General features: G+C 49.7%; 25 protein-coding genes and 1 pseudogene. 24 read left to right on the forward strand and 2 right to left on the reverse strand.

What is annotated here, in order from left to right; genetic code table 11:
- Positions 1 to 31: 31 nt before the first annotated feature.
- From JN12_RS07550 to JN12_RS07575, 6 genes are read left to right on the forward strand one after another with little or no spacing between them, the layout of a single operon-like run.
- The gene (locus JN12_RS07550; protein WP_145020599.1) at positions 32 to 478 is read left to right on the forward strand and encodes a hypothetical protein; all 447 of its coding nucleotides are present in this window, start codon (positions 32 to 34) and stop codon (positions 476 to 478) included.
- The gene (locus tag JN12_RS07555; RefSeq protein WP_145020602.1) at positions 423 to 941 is read left to right on the forward strand and encodes a S26 family signal peptidase; all 519 of its coding nucleotides are present in this window, start codon (positions 423 to 425) and stop codon (positions 939 to 941) included. Before JN12_RS07550 ends, JN12_RS07555 begins: the two co-directional genes overlap by 56 nt.
- Before the next feature lie 11 nt (positions 942 to 952).
- Complete coding sequence (locus JN12_RS07560) at positions 953 to 1,201, forward strand: hypothetical protein (protein WP_145020605.1); 249 nt, start codon at positions 953 to 955, stop codon at positions 1,199 to 1,201.
- Positions 1,202 to 1,213: 12 nt separating this feature from the next.
- On the forward strand, positions 1,214 to 1,960 hold the full coding sequence (locus tag JN12_RS07565; protein WP_145020608.1) for a hypothetical protein: 747 nt from the start codon (positions 1,214 to 1,216) through the stop codon (positions 1,958 to 1,960).
- 12 nt (positions 1,961 to 1,972) lie between these two features.
- Entirely contained in the window at positions 1,973 to 5,407 is a 3,435-nt protein-coding gene (locus tag JN12_RS07570; protein ID WP_145020611.1) for a conjugal transfer protein TraG N-terminal domain-containing protein, read from the forward strand.
- Positions 5,408 to 5,424: 17 nt separating this feature from the next.
- Complete coding sequence (locus JN12_RS07575) at positions 5,425 to 5,766, forward strand: hypothetical protein (RefSeq protein ID WP_145020614.1); 342 nt, start codon at positions 5,425 to 5,427, stop codon at positions 5,764 to 5,766.
- Positions 5,767 to 5,768: 2 nt separating this feature from the next.
- Here the strand turns inward: JN12_RS07575 and JN12_RS07580 are convergent, their stop codons facing one another.
- A complete protein-coding gene (locus JN12_RS07580; protein WP_145020617.1) occupies positions 5,769 to 6,041 on the reverse strand; it encodes a hypothetical protein in 273 nt (90 codons plus the stop codon).
- Between the two features lie 250 nt (positions 6,042 to 6,291).
- On the opposite strand from JN12_RS07580, the gene JN12_RS07585 reads away from it, so the two are divergent.
- The 10 genes from JN12_RS07585 to JN12_RS07630 all read left to right on the forward strand — a co-directional run bounded on the left by JN12_RS07585 (position 6,292) and on the right by JN12_RS07630 (position 17,677).
- Positions 6,292 to 6,777, forward strand: coding sequence for a metal-dependent hydrolase (locus JN12_RS07585; protein ID WP_145020620.1), 486 nt, complete (start codon positions 6,292 to 6,294; stop codon positions 6,775 to 6,777).
- A gap of 11 nt (positions 6,778 to 6,788) precedes the next feature.
- Complete coding sequence (locus JN12_RS07590; RefSeq protein WP_145020623.1) at positions 6,789 to 7,442, forward strand: HD-GYP domain-containing protein; 654 nt, start codon at positions 6,789 to 6,791, stop codon at positions 7,440 to 7,442.
- The gene (locus JN12_RS07595; protein WP_246125787.1) at positions 7,439 to 7,702 is read left to right on the forward strand and encodes a hypothetical protein; all 264 of its coding nucleotides are present in this window, start codon (positions 7,439 to 7,441) and stop codon (positions 7,700 to 7,702) included. The genes JN12_RS07590 and JN12_RS07595 overlap by 4 nt, the downstream gene beginning before the upstream one ends.
- Before the next feature lie 332 nt (positions 7,703 to 8,034).
- Positions 8,035 to 9,288: an ABC-three component system protein gene (locus JN12_RS07600; RefSeq protein WP_145020629.1), complete on the forward strand. Its 1,254-nt coding sequence runs from the start codon at positions 8,035 to 8,037 to the stop codon at positions 9,286 to 9,288.
- Positions 9,285 to 9,773, forward strand: coding sequence for a three component ABC system middle component (locus JN12_RS07605; protein ID WP_145020632.1), 489 nt, complete (start codon positions 9,285 to 9,287; stop codon positions 9,771 to 9,773). The genes JN12_RS07600 and JN12_RS07605 overlap by 4 nt, the downstream gene beginning before the upstream one ends.
- Positions 9,773 to 11,782 carry a DUF3732 domain-containing protein gene (locus JN12_RS07610; protein WP_145020635.1) on the forward strand — a complete coding sequence of 670 codons (2,010 nt, stop codon included), beginning with the start codon at positions 9,773 to 9,775 and terminating at the stop codon, positions 11,780 to 11,782. Before JN12_RS07605 ends, JN12_RS07610 begins: the two co-directional genes overlap by 1 nt.
- A 9-nt stretch (positions 11,783 to 11,791) precedes the next feature.
- A complete protein-coding gene (locus JN12_RS07615; RefSeq protein WP_145020638.1) occupies positions 11,792 to 13,321 on the forward strand; it encodes a site-specific DNA-methyltransferase in 1,530 nt (509 codons plus the stop codon).
- A gap of 2 nt (positions 13,322 to 13,323) precedes the next feature.
- Positions 13,324 to 16,017 carry a DEAD/DEAH box helicase gene (locus JN12_RS07620; RefSeq protein WP_145020642.1) on the forward strand — a complete coding sequence of 898 codons (2,694 nt, stop codon included), beginning with the start codon at positions 13,324 to 13,326 and terminating at the stop codon, positions 16,015 to 16,017.
- Between the two features lie 105 nt (positions 16,018 to 16,122).
- A complete protein-coding gene (locus JN12_RS07625) occupies positions 16,123 to 16,827 on the forward strand; it encodes an ABC transporter ATP-binding protein (RefSeq protein WP_145020644.1) in 705 nt (234 codons plus the stop codon).
- 1 nt (position 16,828) lies between these two features.
- Positions 16,829 to 17,677, forward strand: a complete 849-nt coding sequence (locus JN12_RS07630) for an ABC transporter permease (RefSeq protein WP_145020647.1) — start codon at positions 16,829 to 16,831, stop codon at positions 17,675 to 17,677.
- 94 nt (positions 17,678 to 17,771) lie between these two features.
- Here JN12_RS07630 and JN12_RS07635 read toward each other — a convergent pair whose 3' ends face one another.
- Positions 17,772 to 18,050 (reverse strand): integration host factor subunit alpha, encoded by a 279-nt coding sequence (locus JN12_RS07635; protein WP_145020823.1) that lies wholly within the window; start codon positions 18,048 to 18,050, stop codon positions 17,772 to 17,774.
- Positions 18,051 to 18,487: 437 nt separating this feature from the next.
- Between JN12_RS07635 and JN12_RS07640 the strand changes: the two genes are divergently transcribed.
- The 8 genes and pseudogenes from JN12_RS07640 (at position 18,488) to JN12_RS07680 (ending at position 26,644) form a co-directional block, all read left to right on the forward strand.
- Positions 18,488 to 18,724 (forward strand): helix-turn-helix domain-containing protein, encoded by a 237-nt coding sequence (locus JN12_RS07640; RefSeq protein ID WP_145020650.1) that lies wholly within the window; start codon positions 18,488 to 18,490, stop codon positions 18,722 to 18,724.
- Positions 18,721 to 19,968 (forward strand): type II toxin-antitoxin system HipA family toxin, encoded by a 1,248-nt coding sequence (locus JN12_RS07645; RefSeq protein ID WP_145020653.1) that lies wholly within the window; start codon positions 18,721 to 18,723, stop codon positions 19,966 to 19,968. Before JN12_RS07640 ends, JN12_RS07645 begins: the two co-directional genes overlap by 4 nt.
- A gap of 220 nt (positions 19,969 to 20,188) precedes the next feature.
- Positions 20,189 to 20,533, forward strand: coding sequence for a helix-turn-helix domain-containing protein (locus tag JN12_RS07650; RefSeq protein ID WP_145020658.1), 345 nt, complete (start codon positions 20,189 to 20,191; stop codon positions 20,531 to 20,533).
- A gap of 2 nt (positions 20,534 to 20,535) precedes the next feature.
- Entirely contained in the window at positions 20,536 to 21,225 is a 690-nt protein-coding gene (locus JN12_RS07655) for an ImmA/IrrE family metallo-endopeptidase (protein ID WP_145020661.1), read from the forward strand.
- Positions 21,226 to 21,743: 518 nt separating this feature from the next.
- A complete protein-coding gene (locus JN12_RS07665; RefSeq protein WP_145020667.1) occupies positions 21,744 to 22,919 on the forward strand; it encodes a nucleotidyltransferase domain-containing protein in 1,176 nt (391 codons plus the stop codon).
- Between the two features lie 485 nt (positions 22,920 to 23,404).
- Positions 23,405 to 24,334 (forward strand): CBASS cGAMP-activated phospholipase, encoded by a 930-nt coding sequence (locus tag JN12_RS07670; RefSeq protein WP_145020670.1) that lies wholly within the window; start codon positions 23,405 to 23,407, stop codon positions 24,332 to 24,334.
- A 120-nt stretch (positions 24,335 to 24,454) separates the two neighbouring features.
- A pseudogene (locus JN12_RS07675) lies at positions 24,455 to 25,543 on the forward strand (heavy metal translocating P-type ATPase); the annotation flags it as partial.
- 66 nt (positions 25,544 to 25,609) lie between these two features.
- Entirely contained in the window at positions 25,610 to 26,644 is a 1,035-nt protein-coding gene (locus JN12_RS07680; protein WP_246125795.1) for a DMT family transporter, read from the forward strand.
- The last annotated feature ends 97 nt before the right edge of the window (positions 26,645 to 26,741 follow it).

Raw genomic sequence — 26,741 nt, forward strand, 5'->3', positions numbered from 1 at the left:
CGCAGGGCAAAAAGCATAGAGAGGGGAAATCGTGGCAGAACATGAAAACGAAATTTCACAGACAGCGCTTTCTTCATTGGAGCAAACGACGACACCAGCAACAAAAGGAAAGCAGGGGATTCGGCTGCCCGGCATTGCCGCATGCCTGCTCATATCGGTTGTATCTTCAGCCGCCACTCTGTTCGTTTATGACCACTGGTTGGCACAGAAGATCGTTGCCGTGGACATGAAAGGGTACATTACGCTCCAGAGGTACAAATACAAGGACGGAAAAATCAACGACGAGGACCTGCGGAAGGCGTTCGACAAGTTGGAACTGGTGATGAATACCATCCCGAAAAACAGGGTGGTCATCATGGCGGATACGGCCATTCGCAATGCCGAAGTCTTCAAACTGGGACACGAGGAAGAATTGAAACAATATGAAGAACTACTCAGACGTTCTCTCCAGGGGAATCCGGCAACTCCGGAACAATAATTGGCGACTCTTTTTCATCATCCTTTCCGTGGTGGTGGCGGGAACCGTGATCCCACGTCGGATCGGCATCATACTCACCCCATCCCTTGCCCATCGGTTTTTTTGGGTGAGTAAAGATCCGGAACATGTCGGGCGGGGGGATTATGTCTATTTCGAGGATGCCGAGCTCGCCCGGAAGGTCGGTAAACCCGAACACCCGAATATCTTCAAGATCATCAGGTGCGATGAAGGGGATACCCTGACTGTGGATGCCGGTAAGCAATTTTTCTGCAACGGTGAGCTCCTGGGTGTTGCGAAGGATTATTCGCTCAAGGGTGAGAAGATGCAGTACTTCGCTTTCAAAGGGAAGATCCCCAAGGGCTTCATGTTCGTCATGGGCGAGCATAAGGACAGTTACGATTCCCGGTACTTCGGCCTCAAAGAGAAGAGCCGGGTCCGGGCCAAACTTTACCCTATCTATTGAGAGAAAACACCATGCCTATCGAGAAACTGAATCCGCTCCATTACATGCGGGCGGCAGACTACACGGGATTCTGGCAGAAGCTGTTTGCTACTGTTCTGTACGGCTTCTGGGGAAGATTCTTTTTCATCTCGCTCGTCCTTTTGGCTTTCTGGGTCGGGGTGAGACAGAGAAACCCGACGCTGGCCGCAATCTGCCTCTTCCTGGCGGCGGTAGTGGCCTATGGGGGCGGCGTAATGAACCTGATCAGGTCCCTGATCTGAAAGGAGGCGAAATTGTCACGAAGCGGCAGCAGCAATAACAGCCCGGATATGATGCCCATCCCCCAGGGGAATGAGATTCACCCACGGGGGCTCCTGGAGGCGATCTCCTACATCGACCAGAATTTTGCGAATGAGTTGGGAGGGTGCATGATAAACGCCCGGTTCCTGACGACGAAACAGCGGCTGGAGTTCATGGAGGTGGGCTTTCGCAGCGCCTTCGCCTCCGGCCTCGTCACGGCGCTCCTCACGCCGATCGCCATCGGGGTGATCGAGCAGTACATCCCGATGTTTGGCGATGCGAACCCGTCAATTTTCGACAAGTTCAGTGCCTTTCTTTTGGCTCTCGGCTTTTCTCTCGGATACGCGATCTTCATGGCGAAAACCGCCACCTGCTACATCGGCAAGTACACCAGGGCGATGATTGCGAACCTGATGGGTGGAATGGCGTTCGGGGCGATTCTGAAGGCATTGGTCGCCTTCATCGCATTCCACTTCATCTATTTCAAGATCCTATCCGACGATCATGTCGTCTGGGTAGTGTCCAAACTCTATCACGCGAGGCTGTCGGAGAAGACGGTCGCCGGCATCTTCAACTGGGTGCAGGGATTCAAGACCGTCTTTCTTACCTCGGCGTATTTTATCCTCGTGACGACCGCGATTTTTATCCTGATCCCGGTGATCACCATGATCTACGCCCATTTCCGGAACAAGAAACTCATTGCTGCGGGGTATGTAAATGTCGATGTGCATGACAAGTGAGTTGGAATCGCAATGAAAGTAAAGTCTCTCATATTCGCAGCCCTGCTTCTGATCATCCTCCTGCCGTCCGCTGCCCTGGCCGTTGACTTCGACTATTATGTGTACGGTGGGTTCGATGCGGTGGTCAACGCCTTCAACAAGCTGGCCCTGGTTTTCGGCGACAATGGTTACATGTCGTTTTACGCCTTTTCCATCGCCGCCGGGATCTTCTTCGGGTGCGTCACCGTAGCCGCCAGAATCCTCGGGGCTGGAAACGGCTCTCCGATGTCCTGGATTATTCCCGCCCTGGTAGGGATCGGCATCTACCTCTCCCTGGCCGTGCCCAAGGGGACCCTCCATATCTATGATCCCGTCTACAACAAGAACCAGGCCATTGGAGGCATACCGGCCGGGGTTGTGGCGGTTGCCGGTGTCCTGAACTCTGTTGAGCGGGGGCTGGTGGATATCGTCACTACGGCGGGTGATCCCATGAGTTATCAGAGCCAGGCTGGCGGCAAAGGTTTCCTGGGGCTCTACCAGCTCACGAGCCTTCCCCTGTCGGCAGTGAACAGCAACATCGACACCTCCATGCGGAACTACATCAAGGATTGCGTCGGTTATGAGATCATGCGCCCGGGGACGACGCTCACCGTCGATGCCCTCCGCAAAACTTCCACCGACTTCACGCCGCTTCTTGCCCAGGCGCAAAACCCCTCGATCTATACTGTCTACTACGACTCGACCACGCCGAACGGACAGTCCATGACCTGCACCGATGCCTGGACGAACATCAGCGCCCAGCTCACGCCGGACAACCTGAAGAACAACATCACGGCCGTCTGCTCGGCCCTTGGCTATGACCCCACTGATGCTGCATCCCTGACCCAGTGCAAGACGGTGTTGAATAACGTGAATACCGGCGCCGGGCTTGGCGCGGCATCTATTGAGGATTTCGTGAAGCAGGCGTACATCTCCCAGCGCCTTGATGAGATATTCCGGAGCGGCAACGCGACCGGCGCCACCAACTACCAGTTCCTGCTGAATGCGTCTGGGTCGATGAAGGCCGCCAATGAATGGCTACCGGTCCTGAGAGCGGTCCTTACAGCGGTAGCTGTTGGTCTGATCCCGTTTCTGGCGCTGTTCATCCCGACTCCCATCATCGGTAAGGCGGTCGGTGCCATCTTCGGGTTCTTCGTCTGGCTGACCGCCTGGGGTGTGGTCGATGCCATCATTCACCAGTTCGCCATCGATTATGCGAACAGCACCTATCAACTCGTGCGCCAGAACAATCTGGGAATGGACGCCTTCTACTTCTTCCCCGACCAGACCACGAAGATCCTTGGCATGTTCGGGACACTGAGGATGAGCGGCATGATGCTGGCGACGGTATTGACCGGAATGCTGGTCAAGTTCGGCGGTCACGCCATGGCGATGATGGCCGGCTCACTCTCAGGTCAGATCCAGTCTGCCGGAAGCCGGGCAGCGCATGAAGTGGAGGACCCTTCCGGCAGGGCTTCCTCGATCCAGCGCAATTCCTCGGCAATGCCGACCCAGGCATGGGGGAACGAGCACAGCTTCTGGGCCAGGGGAAATCAGTCCTACCTTGACATGACATCCAAGACGATGGCCTCCAATGACCTGATCGGCGGTTTCGGTATGGACGGGGCATCTCGAATGATGGCCGATGGGAGCGTCGGCAAGTCGATTGGCTTTGGCGGTAAGGGTGCCGCGATGCGTGAGGCTGGTCTGGACAGGTCGTACGGCCTCAGCATTTTTGATGGAAAAGCAGGGATGGCGCAGTCCGGGGCACTCCGCGACGTCATCGATAAGAGCTATGGTGGGGATCTGAACAAGCATGCGCAGATGAAAGTGGCGAATGACGCCGCGCTGGGGCGGGTTTTCGGGAATGCCGGCAACTATCAGGATTTCCTGGAGAAGAATCTCGACAAGAATGTTGGGCAGATCGATGGGGAAGTGAAAGCCTATGAGGGTGCCCAGGCGCTCGGCTTCCAGGGGAACTGGCGACAGTTCAACGCGTTTCGCTCCGAGATGCAGTCCCTCGGGGATTATACGAACGCCGCCGCGGTCAACCAGGTGGCATCGAAGTACGGGCTCAGCTCAGGTCAGGCGCTGCAGATGAAGGCGCAATTCCAGAATGCAAAGCAGTTTTCCGAATCCAGCGAGATGTCCGGCAAGCTTGGTGGACCGATCAACGCTGGCGCCGAAATGGGTAAGGTTGTCGCTGCGGAAAGCGCCGGTAAAGTCCAGGGGATTTATATGTCCGGAGGGTACGACCACTACCAGACCATGGCTTCCCATGACGTGTCGGGAAGGGGAGCCCGGTACGACCTGGTCAGGGGAGCGGCCGATCAGATGGTCGGCAAGATTGCGCCTCAACTGAAAAACGATTCAGAGATGTATCAGGACGGAAAGCTGACCGACAAGGGATTCGCGCAGATGCAGAAGGCGATGGAGGGTCAGAACATCACCTTCACAACGCCGGACGGCAGGCAGACGATGAACGTCGGGATGGACGGGAACGTTGTGAACTCGACCGAGCAAGGGGTTGTGGCTTCCGGAGACAAGGCCCGGGGCGAGGCCTTGAAGCAGGAACTGAAGGCTGGCGGCTTCGGCAAGAATGCCGTTGCGGAAGTCGACAGGATGATGAAGAGCGGCAAGGGCTTCTCGTATGAGTTTGCCAAGGACAGAAACGGAAATGTCGAATCGTTTTCGATCAGCCGCGGCGGTGATGTCAGCAGAAAGGATATGGCAACATTTCGCACCGGCAGAGATTCGGAAAGCGTAAATAGAAATGTTCAGACTGTCGATCAAGGGTTGCGTTCAACTATAGGTAATCAGACTTGGCGCGGCAATCGTGGGATTAGCGAGAATTTTCATCAGGACACGTATACCGATGCAAGCGGAACACATAGTCGTTATTCATGGACTGACAAAGCAGGACATAAGCACATTGCATCAGGTACTGATAATGGATTGATTCAAATGCAGGTTCAAAACGAAGGGAAAGTAGCCAATCTGACCGTAGACCCTGTTAGCGGACAGGTTCTCCTTGAAAATACATCTTCCGGCAAGAAGGACGTGCTCTTTGCCGATCGTACAGAGATCCAGCAGGGTACGCATGTTACAGGCGCAGCAAATATGGCTGCATCAAAGATTGTCAGTTTGACTGGGGTGGATCAGAAGACAGCGGAAGGTGTTATTGCTACTGTCCAGAGTATAGCGGGTGATGTTGTTCCTCTTTCTAGGGAGTTGGGCGGTGCAATAAAATCATCCCGTTCGGCGACCAATGAAGCAGAAGAGAAAGCTGCTCGAGAAGTTGCGCAGGCAGCGCGAGATAAAACTGAACAAGTGAAGCTCTCTACTCAGAAGACTGCGAGAGTGCTCCAAAACCAGAGTAGGAACTCCAATCTCCCAAAAAGCGGGGGACCTGCGCCGCTTCGGCGTTAAAGGAAGGATAATTGCCAATGCAAGATAATGAAAATGCTGCATTTGTTCCTGATTTCTTGATTCCAGTGGGAGATGGGTTCGTAGTGCCAGTGCGAGTTGAAGATGCCGGGGTGTTAAAAATGAAACAGGCATCGCCTAATTTTTCTCTGACCGAATATGGGGTTTCCATGTCAATCGGCCAGCTGACGATGCCTGTTTCTGTTGTCGCACTGAACCATCTTATCGAAAATGGTCAAAATGTGTACGTATACGCTGATACGGGTAAAGGTTATATGTGCGAATTTATTGGAGCGTTTCCTTTGGAACGGGATCAGTTATTGAAACTTCTGGGTTCATGGGAAGCTCTGTATTCTGTCTGAAATTACCTCTGATGATCTCCAAATCTTGAGCCATATCGGTAAGAATAGATGTATCGGTATCCGCCTTTATCATCATCAGCGATCTGCCGTTTTTCTCCCAATGCACGAGCAATTAAGGTGGGCAAGGAGCAAATTGCAAGGAAAAGGAAAAACGTTGAGGTCGCACCGAGCCCGATCATTTTGAGCATAAATATTATCAGGGCGACGTAACCGAATGATAGGAATAGGAGAGTTTTTTTGTTCTTAACTAAGAAATCGTGAAATTTTCTGGTCATGTTCCGACCCCCTCCTTTCTATGACTATCTGGTCCCTGTAGAACTGTATCTATATTTTGCGCACGCTCAGTTTTTTGTCAACAAAAAATGCACTGAAAAATGAGTTTAAATGCAATTATTTCATATAGTTCAATCACTCAGTCCTGGTAGGACAGAGAGGGCAGTTTGTTGCAGAAATTCTTTCCAATTGACCGAAGAAATATTCGAGGGTTGAGGGCTACAAGGTGAGAAATCTGGAGCATTGTCATAGATGCGGTGGCATTTCCATAAACTGACATCGGGCGCTGTCATCTACGCGGTGACTGGCGGGTACTTTCCAACTTGCATGGCGATGATCGGCTCGATTATCCCGGATCTGCTGGAAATGGGGATTGTCCGGCATCGGACCATAACGCACTGGCCACCGCCGTGGATCGTTCTTGCCCTCGTGTCCTACGGAGCATGCCTGCTTTCCCCAAACGTCTGGATGTATCTCTTTTCCTTTATCTGCATCGGAGCGCTTCTCCATCTGGGTGAGGACTATCTGAGCGTGACGGGAATTCCATTCCGGTCGCCGCACTGTTCCCGGAGGGGAGCCGGACTGTATGTCACCGGATCATTGGGGGAAGCCGTTCTGGTCATGTTTGTTACCGGGTTTTTCCTTCTGATCGCAAGGGATCGAGGGTTTTTTACTCCCGGTCATGCCATGGAGGAGATTGTGAAGGTGAAGTCTTTGACAGCTTTATTCTGGAGGTGACTGGAGTGCAGATGATCGACAAAAAGGCCCTTAACATAGCCTTGGAAAACAATTCGCTGATCCTGGTTCAGAAGTGCCTTCATGCCCGCAACCTCCATCTCTACCGGCATTCGGTATTGACCGCCGAGATAGCATGGGACATCGTGGTTGGCACCAACTGTGATTTCGGTTTCTCCTCTTCACAGGCGTACATGGCGGGGATGCTCCACGATGTGGGCAAGCTTTTTGTCCAGGACAGGATTCTCGATAAACGACATCCGTTGACGGAAAGAGAATGGGAGATCATGGAGAAACACCCGGCCTGGGGCCATGATTATGTTCGGGGAACGATATTCGAACCTTTCGGAGATGTGATCCTTCACCATCACAAACTCCCTGACGGTTCCGGATATCCGAAGGGCCTGGCGTCTGAAGTGCTGGATAACCGGGATCGGCTCATTGCAGCAGCAGACAAGATCGCTGCTTTCCTCGAGGACCGCCCGTATCGAAGGCGTGTCTCGAACCAGGATCTCATTTACCAGGAGGTGAGAGCGGTAGCGGAGCTTTATTTCGAGGGAGAGAAAGCGGAAGCCATTATTTCCACCGTTATGGGAGCCATAGCCATGGAACGCTGGACATCAACTGGCAAGGAACAATTCTCCGGGACTGGCAGGGGGCGTCCATGAAAGTCACCGAACGGATGCTGGTAGATATGTGCCGCAGGATCAACAACGAGCAGTTGAAACATTGGGATTCCGGGCTGAAAGTTGAGCGATGTGCCGAGGATTATGTCGTGCTTCGTCTTTTCAGGAAACCGCAGCAGGGGAGACCGGGGAGCCTTGGCCTTTTTCGCGGATCTCCCCGGGAGGTGAAGGCCTTCATTGAGGGGTTTGTAAATGCCGCTAAATTTGCCAATGCTGGCGCTGCCGTCGAAGCCGCAACTTGATCAAAATACTCTCAAACGATAATTGTTCGGACTTTCCCATGCTTGGGGGAATCCAATTGACATTGGAGGTGAAAAGGTGTATTAAACTGGCGTAATTTCATGGTTTTTGTGGAGGTTGACAAATGGGCACACTGCCCTTGATAAATATCGGTTGAACTGAAAGCCGCCTATGTCTGATTTATGCAGACGGGTGGCTTTTTTCGTTGGGCTGAAATGAATTGACCGTCGCTGAACATCTTCTACATGACATCAAGACCAAGTAAAGTCGAGTAGCGCTCATATAAATAAAGCTGTAATAAGGTCAAGGAGTTGTTGCAAATCTGACATTGCAGATGTCCCCACTTTGTTTTCCAGAGAATTTTCAAAATCAGCCAACCGGAGGTTCAAAGATTGATATGACTCTTAATCAACATTCTGCTCCGGGATCAAATGCTGGTTTCAGCTATCAATTTGAACGTGCATTGTTCTGGTTAGCACAAAGTCCAGCTGGCTTTGTCGTCGGTGTTGAGACCGATGACGATGTTGCTGTTCGAGGTACGGATGGTTCACAGCTTTTAGAGCAGGATAAACACTCTATTCGAGACAATGTTAAACCGTTCGGTGATCGTTCCAAAGACTTGTGGAATACATTAGCGATATGGATTGAGGCATTAAACACAGGAGAAGTTGCTGCCGAAACGGTACGTTTTTTAATGGTGACAAACAAAGTATTGCCGGATTGCATTGCTCGCAAAATAAGCCTTGCTGAAACCGAAGAACAAGTTACAGCCTGTATTGCTTTGTTGGAATTAGAAGCCAAAACACCACCGAATCACATTGCAGCATATATTCAACGCGTCCTTAACCCTGATTCGCGTGCAAATCTCAAAAAGCTCATTGAACGTTGCGAATTGGCTGATGCAATAGATGATTCTGCAGGAAAACTACTTCGCCAGAAAACTATCTCGCAACTACAATTACCTGATTGGTGCTCTGCAGATTCCGATTCGATCACCGATGAGCTTTTAGGATGGTTGCACAGAACTGCCTTGAATTCATGGCAGCAGAACATTCCTGCTTGGATTAAACGCGACAGTTTTGTTAACCAACTTCACGCTGTTATCGATCGTAGAAAACGACAGATTAAGCGAGAGCGGGCGGAAAATCTTATTCCAGTTACTGACGATAATATTGGTCAGCAAAAAGGTAGCCCTTTTGTGAAACAAATATATTTGGTCACTGATGACGACAGCGTTGTAGACAATGCGATCCGTGAGTTTATTCGCTGTAATATTGAAAAAATGCGCCTTTCAGCTGAAGGAAACATTACCGATGATGACTGGATTGCATTTGAAACTACCTTAAAGTCCAGGTGGGACAAAATTCGTTCGCGAATTATTCGAATGTCTCACGGGAATCCAGAAGAAGATGTCGGTTTTGAAATTTTTACTGATACTACGGAAGATCACCGTGAAAAACTGGCAGGAAGCGATACCGATCAGGTTTATCTAACCTCGGGTACCTACCACCGCTTGGCCAACATGATCCAAGTTGGTTGGCATCCCCGCTTCGAAGAACTTATGCGAGAAATTCAGGAGATGTCATGATCGACATCCTTTTTGAACAGAAGATTATACAGAATACCGGACTTGCAGCAGAAGCGATTTGGCAGGCAGTCCACGAAGCCTATGAGATGAAAGGTCGCACCGAAGGCGTTCCCTTTCCTTTGGTGTTTCTTGTCTTGCCGCTTACTTTCCACAAACGTACAGCTAATGCTTTGGCCTCGAAAACTCAACCAGGAGCTATTTACAAGGCTCTTGCAGATGATCGAGAAATTCCAGTCGGCCTCCAAGGTCGAATGCAGGCAATGTCAGAACGAACATTGCACGCGCTATCCATTGGCTTCTCGACTGGCTTGTTAAAATTGGATCAAGATCACCAGCGCCAGGTAATTCCTGGAAAGAAAACTCCGCCAGTCACACATGTCACGGAAGATGTAAAAATTATCTTAAAAGCCGCCAAGCGGGTCGGACAAACATTCGCTGAACTGACAGTTGTCCAACTTGCAAGCCATTTGGAGATCAAATTCTGATGAAAATAGCGATCCTGAAGATTATTCTATGGCCGAAAGACACCAGTCACCTCCCACGTGTGATTCATTTTGCTCCTGGAAAGATCAATATAATTACAGGGGAGAGCGCAGCAGGCAAATCCACATTAACCTCGATTATAGACTATTGCCTCGGTAGCGGAAAATGCTCAATTCCAGTCGGATTGATTCGCGAGGTTACTGGTTGGTTTGGCCTTCATCTTCAATTGGCCAATACTGAGATGATCGTTGCTCGACGTAATCCAGAAGACCAACAAACAACAGGTGATCTTTACTGGGCAGAAGGGATGGAGTTGTCTGTGCCGCTGACCGTTGAAAAGAACGCTCGCGTTGAAGATCTTAAAAATCGATTCAATCAAATCTCACATCTTCCTTCTCTCGACTTCTCTTCAGATGAGAATGTTGGCTTTGGCGGACGCCCAAGCTTTCGCGATATGGCAGCGTTCAATTTTCAGCCACAACACATCGTCGCCAATCCATACACTTTCTTCTATAAAGCAGACACAACAGAGCATCGGGAAAAATTGCGACTGATTTTCCCACTTGTTCTTGGTGCCATTGACGCAAGTACACTCGCCAAACAACGCGAGTTGAAAGACACTGAACGTGAGCACGAAAAACTTAGGCGTGAATTGGAAGCGCGTTTAGCTGCTGCACGTTCTTGGGAGGCGGAAATTGAAAGCTATTACCTGCAGGCGTTGACGTTCGGTCTGCTGCCAAATTCTCCCCCACACAAAGCAGGCTGGTCTTTGGATAAATACATTTTGGAGTTGAAAAAGGTCCCTGAGACTATACGAGCCATGGACATCCCAGATATTAAAGAGGGAACCAGTGAGGCTGGCGTTACAGAGTTGACCCTTTTAATAAATGAGGAGGACCGACTCTCTCAGGAAATCGGTTCGATACGACAGCGGCTGGGTAAACTTGACCAGCTTTCGTCTTCTGTTGACGACTATAGCACCACTCTTACAAGCCAAGAGGATAGGATGCAGGGAGTCGGCTGGTTTGAACAAAATCTGCAAAAAATGCATCAGTGTCCAGTTTGCTCTGCGGTTCACACTGAGGGCAATCCCCGTCTTGTAGAGTTGCAAACCTTGGCGCGGGAGTTGAAATCACTTACTGCGTCAGTTCATCAAGCTCCGGCTAAGCTTGATCAGGAACTTGCAGTGCTGCGACAGGAGCTTCGCGATCGTGAAGCGGCAATCTCCAAAGCCCGGCAGAAAAGAAAATTCCTTGAAGGACGTTCTACCGAGTTATCAGCCCAGCGACAACGTGTCAGACAAATTTATCTTTTTGTAGGCCGTGTAGAGCAGGCTTTGGAGAATGTTAGCGCCAGCCGTAATGTCGATGATATTCGCACAAAGGTACAATCTTTGGCAGATAACATTGCCAAACTTAGGCGGGATCTTGATCCTCGCATGCAACGAGAACGTTTGAGTGCTGCGGTTGATACTGTTTCTGCGAAAATTGCGGGATACGCTCAGCTCTTGCAGTTAGAGCATGCGAAAGAAAATGTTCGGCTTAACATTCGTGAACTTAGCCTTCAATTTAGCAGGCTTTCTGGCCGGACTGATTTTCTTTGGGAAGTTGGCAGCGGGCAGAACTGGGTTGGCTATCATGTCGCTGGTATGTTGGCATTACATGAACATTTCATCAGCTTGAATCTCAATCCTGTGCCACGCTTCCTTGTTATTGACCAACCTAGCCAAGTATATTTTCCTGAAGCATGGCCTTCTATGGAACAGTCTCCAGATGGCGAGGATAAAGTCGCTAGTTCAACTGACATTGCTGGTGTACGCCGCATTTTTAATACCCTGTCCAATTTCATCGATGTAATGGCAGGCCAGTTTCAAGTAATTGTAACTGAGCATGCCGGTTCCATCACCTGGGAAGGCATTCCACATGTTCATCTCGTTGGTAATTGGCGTGCAGGCCATGATGAGTTCCTTATTCCAACCGCTTGGCAGAACGTAGAACTCACAGAAAAATAAGGACAATCCATGCCTTTTCTTGATTGGGTAAACAAAACTCAGGCGGTGAACTCTACCGTTGATGTTCCGTATCATTTGTTGCAATTCCAATCTGCACATGGAGACGACAGTGCTGAAAACCTACTGATTCAGGGTGATAATCTTCTTGCACTGAAAGCTCTGTTGCCGTTCTACCGTGGAAGGGTAAAGTGCATTTATATCGACCCTCCCTACAACACTCAATCAGCCTTTACTCACTACGATGACAAACTGGAGCATTCCCAGTGGTTGACTATGATGTACCCACGACTCGTTCTATTGCGGGAACTGCTGTCGGAAGATGGTAGTATTTGGGTGTCGATTGATGATCGGGAAGCGCATTACCTGAAAGTATTGATGGATGAAATTTTTGGGCGGGGCTGTTTTGTTGCATCAAACGTTTGGCAAAAGCGGTATTCAAGGGAAAATCGCGAGTCGATTGGTGATGTTCACGAGTACATCGTTCTCTATGCAAAAAACCCTGATAAATTCAAAGCTGTTCGAAACCGCGTTCCACTTGATGAAGCCCAAGCTAAAATCTATCGTAACCCAGGCAACCCTAAAGAAACTGATCCAACAAAGAGGTGGCGCGGCCTGCCGATGACTGCTCAAGGCTATCGGCCTAATCAGATGTACACAATAACTGCTCCAAATGGAAAAACTCATATACCTCCAGAAGGTCGATGCTGGTCAACCTTGGAGTCTGAGTTTTTGAAGTTGAAAGACGCCGGGCGAATTTACTGGGGCAAAGATGGCAATGCTCAGCCAAGCGTTATTAGATACTTGTCTGAGGTAGAGGGATTAGTTCCCTGGACTTGGTGGCCACATGAAGAAGTCGGGCATACTGACGAATCCAAGAAAGAATGTAATGTCCTTTTTGGGGCGGATGTGAGTTTTGGCACCCCAAAACCCGAGCGGCTTATCCAACGCATACTCCATATAGCCACCAATCAAGGCGACCTCGTTCTTGACTCTTTCATTGGCTCAGGTACAACCTGTGCCGTAGCCCATAAAATGGGTCGGCGATGGATCGGTATCGAAATGGGAGAGCACGCTGTTACGCACTGCTTGCCGCGTCTGGAAAAGGTCATTGCCGGCGAGCAAGGGGGAGTTTCCAAGGCAGTAAGTTGGCAAGGGGGTGGCGGGTTCCGTTTTCATGCTCTCGGAGAGCCGGTGTTTGATGCCGACGGCGGCATACACCCGTCTGTGCGTTTTTCTGCATTGGCCGCCTACATCTGGCACTTTGAGACAGGCGAACCGGCGCGACAAACCTTTGATGCACCGATGCTCGGCAACCACGACGGCACGGCATATTATCTCCTCTACAATGGCATCCTCGGCGACCGCAGACCCCAGGGAGGTAACGTACTTACCTCTGCCGTTCTTGCGCACCTAGACGAGATATCGCCGCACCATGGTCCCCGAGTGATCTATGGAGAGACTACCAGGTTGGGGGAGACTCGATTGCGTGAGGCCAGCATCACATTCAAACAAATTCCTTACGATATCAAGGCGCGATAACCATGTTCAAACTTAAAGATTATCAAGGAGATGCACTCACCGCCCTCGACGGTTTTTTTAGAAAATTGCGCATGGCAGGCTTGGTCGAAGCATGGCAGGAATGCGTGCCGCTGCAAGAGAAACAAGGACAGACATGGCAGCCAGCCTACAACACTGAGGCGCTGGGGGATACTCCCGCAGTTTGCGTACGCATCCCGACCGGCGGTGGCAAAACATTTCTTGCTGCCCATGCTGTACCCCGGGTAGGCAAAACATTACAGGACACCGATGCTCCAGTAGCTTTATGGCTGGTACCATCCGAAGCCATACGCAGCCAGACATTGACCGCGCTTTCCACTCCGCGCAATCCCTGTCGCGAGGCTTTGACAAGTTACTTTGGTGAACGGGTACGAGTCTGCGCCCTGGATGATTTGGCTACTGTCGGGCCTCAGGAAGTAGGACAATCGGCCATCATTGTCATAGCAACGATTCAATCGTTCAATGTGAAAGAGAAGAGTCAGCGTACCGTTTACTCCTTTGACGAAAGCTTTTCCCGCCACTTTCAAGGACTGACTCCGCAGCAGGAGGCCCGTCTCGACAGGGTGAGCGAGGCGGATATTGCCGCACAACCTTACCTCACTGCAGCTGATATTGGTCGAGTAAAGGCCTCACTGGCGAACTGGCTGACACTCAATCGGCCTATTGTCGTGGTGGATGAGGCGCACAATAACCGAACGGATCAGGCATTCCGCACGTTAAAAAACCTGCATCCGGCCTGCGTAATAGAACTGACCGCAACCCCTGCAACTAACAGCAACGTGCTGTATCACGTCGGAGCGAGTGCCTTGCAGCGTGAAGACATGATCAAACTTCCCATTGTGCTGATGGAGCATCCGACCGGGTGGAAAGACGCCGTGCGCGACGCCACTCTGACCCGCGACCGCTTGGAGGCGCTGGCTGCCAAGGAATTGGATTACATTCGCCCGGTATTGCTGTTCCAGGCAGAACCGAAAAACGGTGAAGTTACAGTCGAGATGCTACTGGAACACTTGACCAGTGCTGACGGTGAAAAGCTGGACCGAAAACAGATTGCCGTAGCAACTGGCGACCAAAAGGAACTGGACGGTATTGTACTGGCAGACCCACATTGCCCAATCCGATATGTTGTCACTATTGAAGCTTTGAAGGAAGGCTGGGATTGTCCTTTCGCATATGTACTGTGCAGCCTTCAGGATGCCAAAAGTGCAAAAGACGTGGAGCAGTTACTGGGTCGGGTTTTGCGTATGCCCTATGCCAGACCTCGTCAACAGTCGGAACTCAATAAAGCCTACGCTCACATCGTGGCTCAAGGTTTTGCGCGTGTGGCAGACCAGCTTGCCGACCGCTTGGTGAACAATATGGGTTTTGAAGCCTATGAAGCGGCCCAAGCTATTGCTCCTGTACAGAATGTTCTTCCCTTACCGGATGGAGGAGAAAATCCCCGCCCACGCCCTGCCGAAGCAGTAATTTCTCTTCCCTCAGTTCCAACGCAACCGGTACCCGAGGAGTTGAGAGAATCCATTGAAATTCGACCTACTACCTCTGGCGCGACTGCTATTGTTCGAGGAGAACTGTCGGAAGCTGTAGAAGAATTCCTGCTAACGGCCTGTAATGCCAAGCAGCAGCAGGGAGTAAAGGACGCAATTGATACTGAACGTACTCGGCAGGCGGCTCTGTTGGCGCCTTCGGCGCAGGGAGTTCGTTTCGCACCACTTCCACAGCTTTGCCTGAATTGGGATGGTGAGCTACAGCCAGTTGAAAAACGGTTACTCTCCGAATTAGGCGACTTCGATCTCTTTTCTGAGCTGATCGGCTTGGCCGGGTTTTCCATTGTCGAACGCGGCGCGGCTTTCGAGATAGACCTTGATGGAGGTCGTGTGGTTTATGGGGAGGCAGACAGTGGGCAGTTGCACCTGAATGAAGTTGCTGCACACGCCACTGAAAACGACCTGGTACGCTGGCTGGACCGTGAATGCCGCCAGATTGACCTGGGGCAGGCCACACTCATCAAGTGGTTGCTGGCCTTGGTACGCCATCTCCAGGCGGATCGTGGTATTACCCTTACAGCTCTGGTGCGAGCAAAATATCCTCTGGCGGAAGCGATACGTCGGGAAATAGACCGTCGCAGGAAAACAGCCATTTCGGTTGGCTTTCAGAAGTCCTTGCCAGGTTTCCTGGCAGCTCCACGGCTTGAAGAGAGTTTCCGCTATGCCTTTACATTCCACCCGACACATTACCCAGCACGTCCGCCGTACTATTCTGGGCGCTATCGTTTCAAGAAGCATTATTACCCGGTGATTCACGATCTCCGTGAGAAACGTGCCGACGGAACGCCTGCAGAGGAATTTCTTTGTGCGAGGGCTATTGACGCCCACCCATTGGTGAAACATTGGATACGAAATGTGGAGAAGGAAGACCGTTTCTCCTTCTGGCTGCCGACTGTAAGCGATTACTTCTATCCGGATTTTGTCTGTGAGTTGACAGATGGCCGGATTTTGGTGGTTGAATATAAGGGAGAGCCGTACAAGACCAACGATGACTCAAGAGAGAAGGCGCAAATAGGCCATCACTGGCAGCAGTCCAGCGCTGGGCGCTGTCTTTTCTTGTTCGCAGTGCTTGAGGATGAGCAGGGGCGAAATGTGGGGCAGCAACTAGAACAGGCTATTCAGAAATGCTAAGGATGCCAGCAACTGAAGGAAATTGTATATTACATTGACCACAGGATTTATAACACACGGGAGTTGGTAATATGCCTCTCCAAAATCTTAATAAGAGTCCATTATATGATTGAATTGAAAAATGTTACTAAACGATACGAATCGCTTACGGCTGTTGATGATGTATCCTTCTCTGTCAAGTCAGGGGAGTCTTTTGCTTTGCTTGGACCCAATGGCGCCGGGAAGACGACAATCGTAAAGATGCTGCTCGACTTTACACGACCGACGTCCGGAAGCTTATCTTTAAACGGCATCCCAAGTACCTTGGCAGAATGCCGTCAATCAATCGGTTATCTTGCCGAAAATAATCATATTCCACCCTCACTTTCTGGGTGGCAATACCTTCTACGTTGTGCTGAGTTATTGAATATGAATCGGTCCGAGGCGACAGATCAATGCAGGCGCATTGTCGAGTTGATTGGAATGCAAGGCAGGGAGAATACAAAGGTCGGCACATATTCCAAGGGCATGGTTCAACGGTTCGGATTAGGCGCTGCACTCATGGGAAATCCAAAACTGTTAATTCTGGATGAGCCAACCTCTGGTTTAGACCCCATCGGTATCAGGGAAATACGCCAGCTCCTGGAGTCGCTTAAAGATCAAGGCATGACGATCTTCCTGAATTCCCATCTACTGTCAGAAGTTGAAAAAATCTGCGATACCGCGGCAATAATCAACCGTGGCAAGCTTTTGGTAAAAGATGCAATTTCCGCTATTGTCAAAGACGGGGAGACGCTGGAAGATGTGTTTGTTAGACTGGTGAAAGGTTAACATGGAAACTTCAAAATCACTTCCCCCCATTACAAGGATTACAAAATATACGCTTATTGACGAAGTGCAGCAGAGAAGTTTTGTGTTCATGTTTGTTATCTGCGCAATCTGCGTATTTCTCCTTCGTGGCTGTTTTCAAGGTAATTACATGGTGAACGGTCACGCTCTTGATGCCGCAACCATTGTCAGAACTTTATCGAAAGTGACCTTTCACGTGATAGGTGCTGGCGTGATGGTCATAGCGGCTTTACTTTCGATGCGAATGTTCCGACGCGACCGGAATGAGGGTATGCAATCGTGTATTTTGTCCAAACCGATAGCCCGGTGGCAGTATGTTATGGGAAAGATCATTGGCATATGGGCCTTATCGGTGCTTTTCATGTTCATCTTGCATAGCATCGTGTTCTTGATCACATCCATCAATCTGAAGGTTTTCATGCCGGAATACCTCATTGCCTCACTGCTCTGTTCGATCAATCTGCTATTTGTGGTTATTGCTGTGCTTTTTTTGTCGCTCCTGATGTCCGATATTGTTGCGTTTCTTTGTGTTCTGGGCGTTGGTGTCGTTGGCTTTGTAGCCGATGGCATAGCTGCTGCCAGCCACAGCCAGATAGCGCAGGCGATGCTGCAGCAATCGAGCGGCCATCCGCAGTCAGACATGACATGGTGGAAAGTCGTTTATTTTTTATGGCCGAAGCTCTTAGGAGTTCAACAGTTGGCATCTTCGTTGATTGAGAGCGAATCAAGCCATGGATTCGGCCCTATCTATCCACTCATCAATATCCTTGTTTATTGCCTTATTCTTGGTGCATTGCTTTTCAAGCGATTTAGGAATGAAGATATTATCTAGGTTTATGAGAGGATTGGGATTGGTTGTTAATAAGTCGTCTGATGGTTATTCCCTAGTTTCTCCAATAGGGGAATGAAAAGAGGGGCGACCTAATTTACTCATGATTGATCCGATTTTTCAATATAACACTCGGCTTGAAAGTCAAAACCTTCCGTGATGAAATGGTAATGGTTTCCCCAGTCTGAGGGTTTCTGCCGTTTCTGTCGGCCTTCTTTCGAACCACAAAATTCCCGAACCCGCTTATCTTCACATGCCCTTCAGTGGCTATGGCATCTTTGAGAATATCAAGAGTAAGCTCCACCAATTCGATGGCTTCTTTCTTTTGGCAAGAGAGCTTTTCTTGCACCAAGTCGGCTAAATCTGCTTTCGTCATCTTAGACCTTTCAACATGCTGATATGAATGCTGTAAATACCACAAAACGCGAATAATTTCCACGAGATTTATATAAAGGTCAGCCATAAGGGACGTTCAATCCGAGCCGGTAGGCAAGTTTCATATAGTTTCTGCCGAAGTCGCAACCAAACGTTCCATTGCTACCCATCCAGGACAAAAACCTATATTTCAACACAGTAAGTCTAATTTGTATGGACATACTATGCTGAATAATCCCATTCTCCGAGCGCTTGTCAGTTTGACTCCCGTGCAATCCTCGCTTCTTCCCAAGCCACCGTCAATTTATCTGCAATCGGCTATATTTCCAGTTTCATAGCGTTACCGATACTAAATATATACGATCATGTAGTTTATCCTGGTATTTTTACATTTACGCTGCTATAAATATACGAACGTAGATGCCGATGGAGGACAAAATGAAAATTGCAAGTGCGGTAGACATCGGGCGGGTCATCAAGCAGAAGCGGAAGGATGACGGTCTCACCCTGGAAGAAGCGGCTGCGGTCTGCGGGGTGAGCTACGCCTTTTTGTCGGCCCTGGAGAATGGCAAGGAGACGGTTCGTCTGAACAAGGTACTACAGGTTGTCAAATGCCTCGGAATTGAGTTAGACGCGAGCACCCGGACCTGGGCATCGACGGGAGATGAAGCATGACAGCCGGTATGCTTGTCAGGATAGGTGAAGATGTCGTGGGGAGGCTCTGGCTGGATGACAAGAAACGATTCTGCTTCCAGTATGATAGTCAGTGGCTGGAGCATTCGAAAATCCCTCTGTCGCTCTCATTGCCGCTGCGGCCAGACCCGTATCTTGACGACGAGTCACATCCTTTTTTCGCGAACCTCCTGCCTGAAGAAAAAATCCGGGCCGTAATCGCCCGGAATCTCGGCGTGTCCCTAAATAACGACTATGGGCTTCTTGAGCGGATCGGCGGCGATTGCGCCGGTGCGGTATCGCTTTTTCAGGAAAACGCAAAACCGCAACTGGAAGCCGGCAGATATCGCCAGCTTTCCTCTGATGAACTTGCCGCCATCATCAGGGAACTCCCACAGCGACCGCTTCTCGCCGGTGAGAAGGGGATAAGGCTCTCCCTGGCCGGGGCGCAGAAGAAACTGCCGGTCTTCTACGATGATGAGAACTTTCATCTCGGGTACGGCGCTTTCCCTTCCAATTACATCATCAAACCGGCAATCGAAGACCTTGACGGTACTGTTGAAAACGAGGCATTCTGCATGGCCCTGGCCCACGAGGTTGGCCTGGATGTGCCCCGAACATTGATCCACCAGCATGAGGAGACCAGGGTATTTGTCATCAAGCGGTATGATCGGGTCACAACAGCAGTTGGAACAAAAAGACTGCATCAGGAGGACTTCTGCCAGGCGCTCGGGATTCCGCCCGAGTACAAGTATGAGTCCGAGGGGGGACCGTCGCTGGCGGCGTGCTTCGACCTGGTGCGCCAGAGGAGCATCAGATCAGGGAAGGATGTATTGTCGTTATTGAACTGGGTGATATTCAATTATTTGATTGGCAACTCGGATGCTCACGGGAAAAACATCTCTCTGTTGCTGCTGCCGGAAGGACCGATGCTGGCCCCGTTCTACGATCTGCTTTCGACAAGGATCTACTCCCACTTCGGCCTTGCAGAGGGCCTGGCCATGAAGATTGGCGGCGAGAATGATCCTGGTGCAATCCACAAGAAGCATTGGGAACTGTTTGCAGGGGAGGTCGGCATCAAGCCGCGGTTGGTACTGACTCGTGTCTCCGACCTCGCGCAGAGGATTCAGGCTGCTCGCCTGCAGCTATTCAAGGGCACCTTTGCTCCCTACAAGTGTGATGCCTTGTACCGCCTCATGGAATTCATAGGGGAGCAGGCGGAGAAAACCCTGCGAAGGCTACTGTAAGAAGAAGGGAAGAAAGTGATGCACACGAACCGGGGTGCAGCGCACTAAAGGGTGTGGATCTCTTCCTGCATGAGATGATTGCAGGCCGGTCCAAGCCGATGAGGTGGTTCGTCGCCGACAAAAGGGTAATGCTAAGGAAGCAGCTAAGTGCTAAAAAGTGTTTAGTGTTTAGTTGACAGAAAATATACGTTTGTGGTATAAGATTACACGGAGGTTATTTATGGGTGAGTCGCTTGGAGACCGACTAAAGCGAATGCGGTCGTCTAAAGAACTTGGGTTACGAGCTACGGCCAGTGCTGCTGGGATTTCTGCCACATATCTATCAAGAGTAGAAAACAATCAGGAAACAAGCCCACCTAGTGAAGAGAAATTGAAAAAGCTAGCGGAAGTCTTAGGTGATAATTTCGATGAACTGATGCAACTTGCAGGTCGGGTACCAATGGATGTTGCAAATATGATCAAAGCCGATTCCGGAATGCCAGCTTTTCTCCGTCGTGCCCGAGACAAGAATGTTTCTGCGGAAGAGTTGCTAGAAATGCTCGATAAGATCACCAAGCAGGAGTGATCATGCACGTCCCATATCGCCGAAAAACAGAAATAGATGCAATGGCGATGGATCTTCTTCAGAAGTATTACGTCTGGAAGGGAAAGAAGATTACTGTCCCTATCAATGTCGACGATATAATTGAAGGCTATTTCAATCTGGACCTGCAGTTTACAGACCTGAAGTCCTTGTTGCAGATCCCAGACGTCCTCGGAGCTACTTGGTTCGAGGATAATGTTATGAGGATTGATTCTTCTCTGGAAGATAGAGAGGGGAGACTGGCCTTTACGATGGCGCATGAAATCGGCCATTGGTGGGTGCACCGTCCGATCTACGAAATGGAAAAGGTAAGCCTTCCGTTATTTAGTTACGGAGAAAATTATCCACCAACACCCGCGCTGGTTTGTAGATCAGCCAGAAAAAAAGAACCTGCTGAATGGCAGGCAGATCAATTCGCTGCCATGCTCTTAATGCCGGCCCCCCTAGTCCGGGCCGCTGTAGCGAACATGCATGGTCCTGGTCCTATACTTATCGAGAAGCTGGAAGAATACAGTAGGAATGCAGCAGATAATCCAATATTGAGACAGACTGCAAAACTGTTCATTGATGAGCATGACTTCTCAAACGTATCAATTGAGGCCATGTGCTACCGCCTTACTGATCTGAAATGCGTGGCGGATGCTAACCCGCGACAACACACTCTTTTCAGCTGAACGTTATATTTTTTTGCCTGTGCTGTTTAGTGTTTAGGCAACAATCTACACAGAAAGGAGGTGATACTTATGGCGACAAACCCACCATCCGGTGATGGCCACAGGAATGGAGCAGTACGAGACAGGTCCCAAGTTCAGAATCCGATCAACAATAACTGGACAAAACGGGACACGAACACTGGTAGATTCATTGACCAGAAGGTTGACGGGACCCCTTTCAAAGGGGTGAGGAAAGAAAAGTAACAGTGAGAAGGTAGCAGTGTCATGCTGAATGGAGTATGACCATGGCTGATCCATACAGAATGCTGGGGGAACTAGGGAGTGTGACTCGATGCGGAAATTCCCCACGCATTAAACCCCAAACATGGTGGCGCTGCTATCCCTCCTTTTCTAATCTTCCTCTTTTCAGCAGTCGATACCTGATGTTGTGGCGTGCAGCGTTTGTGACGTATTTTGTCGCAGAATTAGTAAATAATAGCCAATATTTACATGTGCGGTGATGAGGATAGGGAGGATGTATGCAACCAGAGTTTGAGAAGAAAGTACAGGTGTCTGGGTTGTTGGAACGGGTTGCGACGCGGCTTGAGCTTTCGGATGCACAATACGATTTAGCAAAAAAACGATATGAGGAAGCCGGTAGCTGGCTTGCGGAATCCACAAACCCTCTTCTTAAATATCTCCAGATATACCCCCAGGGTTCAGCAAGCATTGGTACAACGGTTCGACCGCTCAAAAAGAATGAATTTGATATTGATCTTGTGAGTCACGTTCCCGACTTTCCTTCAACTATGCCACCTCATGTACTTAAACGCAGCATTGGTGAACGTCTTAAATTAGAAGGAGGGCCGTACGCCAAAATCGTTGAAGAAAAGCCACGCTGCTGGCGACTGAATTATGCCAATGAGTTTCACCTTGATATCACCCCCTCGGTCCCAAATCCACAGTGCGGACGAAATGGTGAACTCGTTCCAGATAAAAAAGTTCAGGACTGGAAGGAGTCAAATCCAAAAGGATTCCGAGATTGGTTTTCTAGTGCTGCGGAAAAGCAACCGCGGTTCCGTATTCTTGAAGCCGCTTTCGGGGAAAGAATGATCAAAGCAGCGAATATCGAAGCACTCCCAGAAAACGCGCCGTTGAAAGGCATTCTTAGGAGAACGATTCAGATATGTAAGCATCATCGGGACAAGTTTTTTTATGATAGGAATCCAGCTCATGCGCCTATATCTATAATCCTGACAACGTTAGGGACTCAAAGCTACTTGAATTGCATCTCCCGTTTTGAATATGACACAGAAATTGATGCCCTCAGAGATACCATAAAATATATGCCCGATTTTATTGACGTCAGGACTACCCCCCATGGCGTGAGATATCATGTATGGAATCCTACGACGAATAATGAAAACTTTGCGGAACGCTGGAATTATGACGTTGAACTTCCAAGGGCATTCTATGAGTGGCATACGAATGCCTTAGTAACCATAGATGGTTTCCTCGCTGCCGTGGGCGTTGATACTCTTCAGAAATCAATGAATGCTTGCTTTTCCGAACCCATCGTGGAATCAGCTTTTGCCGAAGTAATGGATTCTGTTGGCAGAGCTAGATTTACCGGTTCTCTGGGAATTGTCACTGGAGTGGGAGTTGGGATTTCTGGAGGGGCAAAAATTCCATCGAATACCTTTTATGGTCGCTAACAATGGCTTTTAAATTCGCACCAAGACATCTACCCATTTCGATACAGTACGAGTTACTACGGGCAGCTAGGCTGGAGGGAGGCAAAGGCAAAATTGACCATGGCGGATTTATATGGGATTTTCTTGCGCAGCCATCACCAATCGGTAGGATGTACAGAGTTAGAATCAAATATTCAAATAGAACTCAACCCAAAGTTTACGTTGTCTCACCAGACCTAAACGAGCTTGCTGAGGGGAGGAAGATACCTCATCTCTACTCGCAATACCCTCCTCACCTTTGTCTCTATCTTCCGAATTCAGGTGAATGGGACTCGAGTAAGGCCATCGCTGATTACATCGTTAGGTGGGCATATTTATGGCTGTATTACTTTGAGGATTGGTTGGCAACCGACGTATGGAAGGGAGGGGGGATTCATCCTGAAGATTTACCCACTTCGCGTTGGCGGCGTCGCAATCTCAAACGTTGAATTTGATTTGGAGAACGTATGTCATTTAAAATATTAAGCATCGACGGAGGAGGTTTTCGAGGACTTTATGCAGCACATATCCTTGAGAGAATGGAAGATGTATTCGGTGAATTATATCCGAAGTTCGACCTTATCGCTGGCACAAGTACGGGATCGATTATAGCTTCGTCGATATGCTGCAGAATTAGTGCAAAGGAAATCTCTCAGCTTTACATCCAACATGGGAAAAAGATCTTTTCTAGAAAACTTCACACATGGATTCCATTCACAGGTGGACTCTTCACCAGCCAATATCATAATCAGCATTTGTATTCCCTCTTGCTAGAAAGGTTTAGCGACGTAAGACTTGGTGAAATTGAAAAGCCATTAATTGTGCCTGCAACAGATATTGGCAATGGAACTGTGCATGTATTCAAATCTGGTTATGACAAGGGGTTTTACCGCGACACCAATGTTCTTGTAGCAGATGCAGTTTTAGCTTCATGCGCAGCTCCTATGTATTTCGATCCAGTGATGGTAAGTGGTAAGTATTGTTTGTCAGATGGTGGGCTTTGGGCAAACAGCCCCGCTCTAGTTGCAGTAATCGATGCCCATAAGCGGCTGGGAATCGATTTCAAAGACATAAAAATATTAACAATTGGCTCCGGTACAGTAAATGAGATGTACTCTCAAAAGCCCAACGTGTTAAAACTTTTTGCTGGCTGGGGCTTCTTGACAAAATGGGGGAGGAAAAAATTTATTAATACCCTTCTTCATCTTCAAAGCACAACTGCTAACAATATGCTTGGTCTGATCCTCCAACGTGAGCAGATCATGAGAATCGACTTTCCAACTGACAAGGAAATGCCCCTTGATGATGTTTCATTGCGACAAGATCTTCTTTCTCGTGCAGACAAAGATTTTACTCATCTATCGGCACAGATACGTGGTTTTCTGGAAATACCGTAACCAACAACTGTTTGGTAACAAGCTTGGGTGCAAGGTAATCTAGTGGGACGGTGCACTATTTACTGACTTGCCCATCAAAGATGTCTACCAACCTGTAAATCCTCGAGGGTAACCGGAGACGTTAGTCGTGCCATAGCAGTATTGATAGTCGGATGCCCATGCGCCCTGATTCTGGCTGCTCCGACGGCGATAGTCGCCACTATCGGCCGGGCGGCACGGGCAGGAATTCTTGTCAAGGGGGGAGGATTTCTTGAGGAGATCAGCCGGGCCAACGTGGTTTTGTTCGATAAAACTGGCACGTTGACCGAAGGCAAACCACGGATCGATGCCATTGTCACGGTCGATGGCGTTACCAGAGATGACATTCTGGCAAAGGCGGCAAGTGTCGAGCAGCACAGTACTCACCCCCTTGCCCGCGCCGTGCTGAAAGCTGCCCACTATGCGCGCGTTACAATCCAGCATGCAGAAGAGGTGTTCACCGAGATTGGCCTTGGTGTCCGTGCTCAGGTTGGCGGACGGCTCGTTGAGGTAGGGAGCGCATATCTGGGAGGGGGCAGTATGCAGGTGCCTATAACCTTGAGGAGTCATTTCGAGGCATTCAAGGATACCGGCGCAACACCACTGGTAATTTACGAAGAACGCAAGCCGCTTGCCGTGATGAGCGTAGCCGATCACGTACGGGAGATGGCATTGCTTACGGTTTCGAATCTTAAGTCCTTGGGAATTGAGCGTATAGGCATACTTTCCGGCGATCATGAGAAGTCAGTCAAGAGGGTGGCCGATACGGTAGGTATTAAAGATACGTGGTCGTGTTTGAAGCCGCAGGACAAGCTTAATGTGATTACGGACCTACAGGATAAAGATCATACCGTTATCTTTGTCGGAGACGGCATTAATGACGCTCCTGCACTGACAGTAGCCAACGTAGGCATTGCCATGGGAGCTGCAGGAACCCATGTGGCTTTAGAAACGGCCGACATTGCATTAATGAAAGACGATATTTCCAAGATTCCGTTTTTGATTAGTTTGAGCCGCAGAATGGTGAAAACCATCAAATGGAACATTGCTTTCGGAATGACCTTCAACGTCATTGCGGTCGTGGCAAGCGCTGCCGGTATGCTGACTCCCATCATGGGGGCGGTGGTACATAATGTTGGCTCAGTGCTGGTTGTGCTCTCCTCTGCCAGCTTGGCGTTCACCTCGGAATGACAGATGTAGGCTTTCTCATGGCAAAAACAGGAGGATCGTAAACTGCTTGAGCTATCCGGACAATTTCTGGCCATCCTTTCCGCAGCACTGTTCGGCGTTTCACCGGTTTTCTGCAAACTGATGATCGGCGAAATGTCCCCGGCGCTCCTGGCAGGACTCCTTTACCTCGGTTCAGGAATCGGCCTGCAGCTTCTGCTTCTTTTCCAACGCAAGAATCCTCTGCAGGAGTTAAGGCAGCTTTCCCCGCAGCATCGCATCAAGCTGCTGGGCGCGATTCTGTCCGGCGGTGTCATTGCCCCGGTATGCCTTACCTATGGCATCAAGTATGGCACTGCATCTGAGGTAACTCTGTTGCTCAACCTGGAGACAGTTGCGACAACGGTGATTGCCTGGCTGATCTTCAAAGAACACATCGGGCCGCGAGTCTGGATGGGCAAGATCCTTATCCTGATGGCAGCGTGTGTTGTAGTTCTGAAGACAGAGGGAGGATTGGCATTTTCGCTCTCCGGTCTGCTGGTCGTTCTTGCCTGTATTTTCTGGGGAATTGACAACAACCTGACCCGTGACGTGGAGGATTTGTCTTCAACGGTCCTTGCCTGCATCAAGGGTTTTAGCGCTGGTATTTTCACTATTGTGCTGACGTTTCTGTTTTCTTCCGGTTCCGCGGCCGGCTATCAAATCGGTGGCGCTTTGGCAATAGGTGCGCTGAGTTACGGCCTGAGTCTTGTCCTGTTTGTTGAGGCGCTGCGCAAAATCGGTTCAGCCAGGACCACGACTTTTTTTGCTGTCGGGCCGTTTATCGGCACACTGCTCTCAGTGGCCATACTTGGCGAACGTCCGCCCGTGTCTTACTGGTTTGCCGTATCGTTGATGCTTGCCGGCATCTTCTTGCTGTACAGGGAAATTCACAGGCATCTGCACACCCATGAAGTCATTGTCCACCGCCACATGCATATTCATGACGAACATCACCGCCATGACCATGTTGAGACCGAAACTGCCGAACCGCATGAACATATCCACGTCCATGAACTGATCACTCATTCTCATGTTCACTGGCCCGACATTCATCACCGTCATGAACATCGAACAAGGGAATAAGAATATGCCGGTGCACTGGCTTCCCTAGAACTGAAAAGGGACCTCAAAATCTGGTCCCTTTCAGTTTGCGCGATGATGCCTGGTGTTACGGCTGACT

This window comes from Geobacter argillaceus (assembly GCF_007830735.1).
In the GTDB taxonomy this organism is placed as follows: Bacteria; Desulfobacterota; Desulfuromonadia; order Geobacterales; family DSM-12255; genus Geomobilibacter; species Geomobilibacter argillaceus.

Excerpts from the sequence above, each read along its gene's own strand:
- JN12_RS07655 (WP_145020661.1), top strand. The coding sequence starts at position 20,536 with ATGCACGTCCCATATCGCCGAAAAACAGAAATAGATGCAATGGCGATG.
- JN12_RS07615 (WP_145020638.1), top strand. The coding sequence starts at position 11,792 with ATGCCTTTTCTTGATTGGGTAAACAAAACTCAGGCGGTGAACTCTACC.
- JN12_RS07620 (WP_145020642.1), top strand. The coding sequence starts at position 13,324 with ATGTTCAAACTTAAAGATTATCAAGGAGATGCACTCACCGCCCTCGAC.
- JN12_RS07665 (WP_145020667.1), top strand. The coding sequence starts at position 21,744 with ATGCAACCAGAGTTTGAGAAGAAAGTACAGGTGTCTGGGTTGTTGGAA.
- JN12_RS07590 (WP_145020623.1), top strand. The coding sequence starts at position 6,789 with ATGATCGACAAAAAGGCCCTTAACATAGCCTTGGAAAACAATTCGCTG.
- JN12_RS07670 (WP_145020670.1), top strand. The coding sequence starts at position 23,405 with ATGTCATTTAAAATATTAAGCATCGACGGAGGAGGTTTTCGAGGACTT.
- JN12_RS07625 (WP_145020644.1), top strand. The coding sequence starts at position 16,123 with ATGATTGAATTGAAAAATGTTACTAAACGATACGAATCGCTTACGGCT.
- JN12_RS07570 (WP_145020611.1), top strand. The coding sequence starts at position 1,973 with ATGAAAGTAAAGTCTCTCATATTCGCAGCCCTGCTTCTGATCATCCTC.
- JN12_RS07595 (WP_246125787.1), top strand. The coding sequence starts at position 7,439 with ATGAAAGTCACCGAACGGATGCTGGTAGATATGTGCCGCAGGATCAAC.
- JN12_RS07640 (WP_145020650.1), top strand. The coding sequence starts at position 18,488 with ATGAAAATTGCAAGTGCGGTAGACATCGGGCGGGTCATCAAGCAGAAG.
- JN12_RS07560 (WP_145020605.1), top strand. The coding sequence starts at position 953 with ATGCCTATCGAGAAACTGAATCCGCTCCATTACATGCGGGCGGCAGAC.
- JN12_RS07575 (WP_145020614.1), top strand. The coding sequence starts at position 5,425 with ATGCAAGATAATGAAAATGCTGCATTTGTTCCTGATTTCTTGATTCCA.
- JN12_RS07585 (WP_145020620.1), top strand. The coding sequence starts at position 6,292 with ATGCGGTGGCATTTCCATAAACTGACATCGGGCGCTGTCATCTACGCG.
- JN12_RS07600 (WP_145020629.1), top strand. The coding sequence starts at position 8,035 with ATGTCCCCACTTTGTTTTCCAGAGAATTTTCAAAATCAGCCAACCGGA.
- JN12_RS07650 (WP_145020658.1), top strand. The coding sequence starts at position 20,189 with ATGGGTGAGTCGCTTGGAGACCGACTAAAGCGAATGCGGTCGTCTAAA.
- JN12_RS07635 (WP_145020823.1), bottom strand. The coding sequence starts at position 18,050 with ATGACGAAAGCAGATTTAGCCGACTTGGTGCAAGAAAAGCTCTCTTGC.
- JN12_RS07645 (WP_145020653.1), top strand. The coding sequence starts at position 18,721 with ATGACAGCCGGTATGCTTGTCAGGATAGGTGAAGATGTCGTGGGGAGG.
- JN12_RS07605 (WP_145020632.1), top strand. The coding sequence starts at position 9,285 with ATGATCGACATCCTTTTTGAACAGAAGATTATACAGAATACCGGACTT.
- JN12_RS07630 (WP_145020647.1), top strand. The coding sequence starts at position 16,829 with ATGGAAACTTCAAAATCACTTCCCCCCATTACAAGGATTACAAAATAT.
- JN12_RS07610 (WP_145020635.1), top strand. The coding sequence starts at position 9,773 with ATGAAAATAGCGATCCTGAAGATTATTCTATGGCCGAAAGACACCAGT.
- JN12_RS07555 (WP_145020602.1), top strand. The coding sequence starts at position 423 with ATGAAGAACTACTCAGACGTTCTCTCCAGGGGAATCCGGCAACTCCGG.
- JN12_RS07580 (WP_145020617.1), bottom strand. The coding sequence starts at position 6,041 with ATGACCAGAAAATTTCACGATTTCTTAGTTAAGAACAAAAAAACTCTC.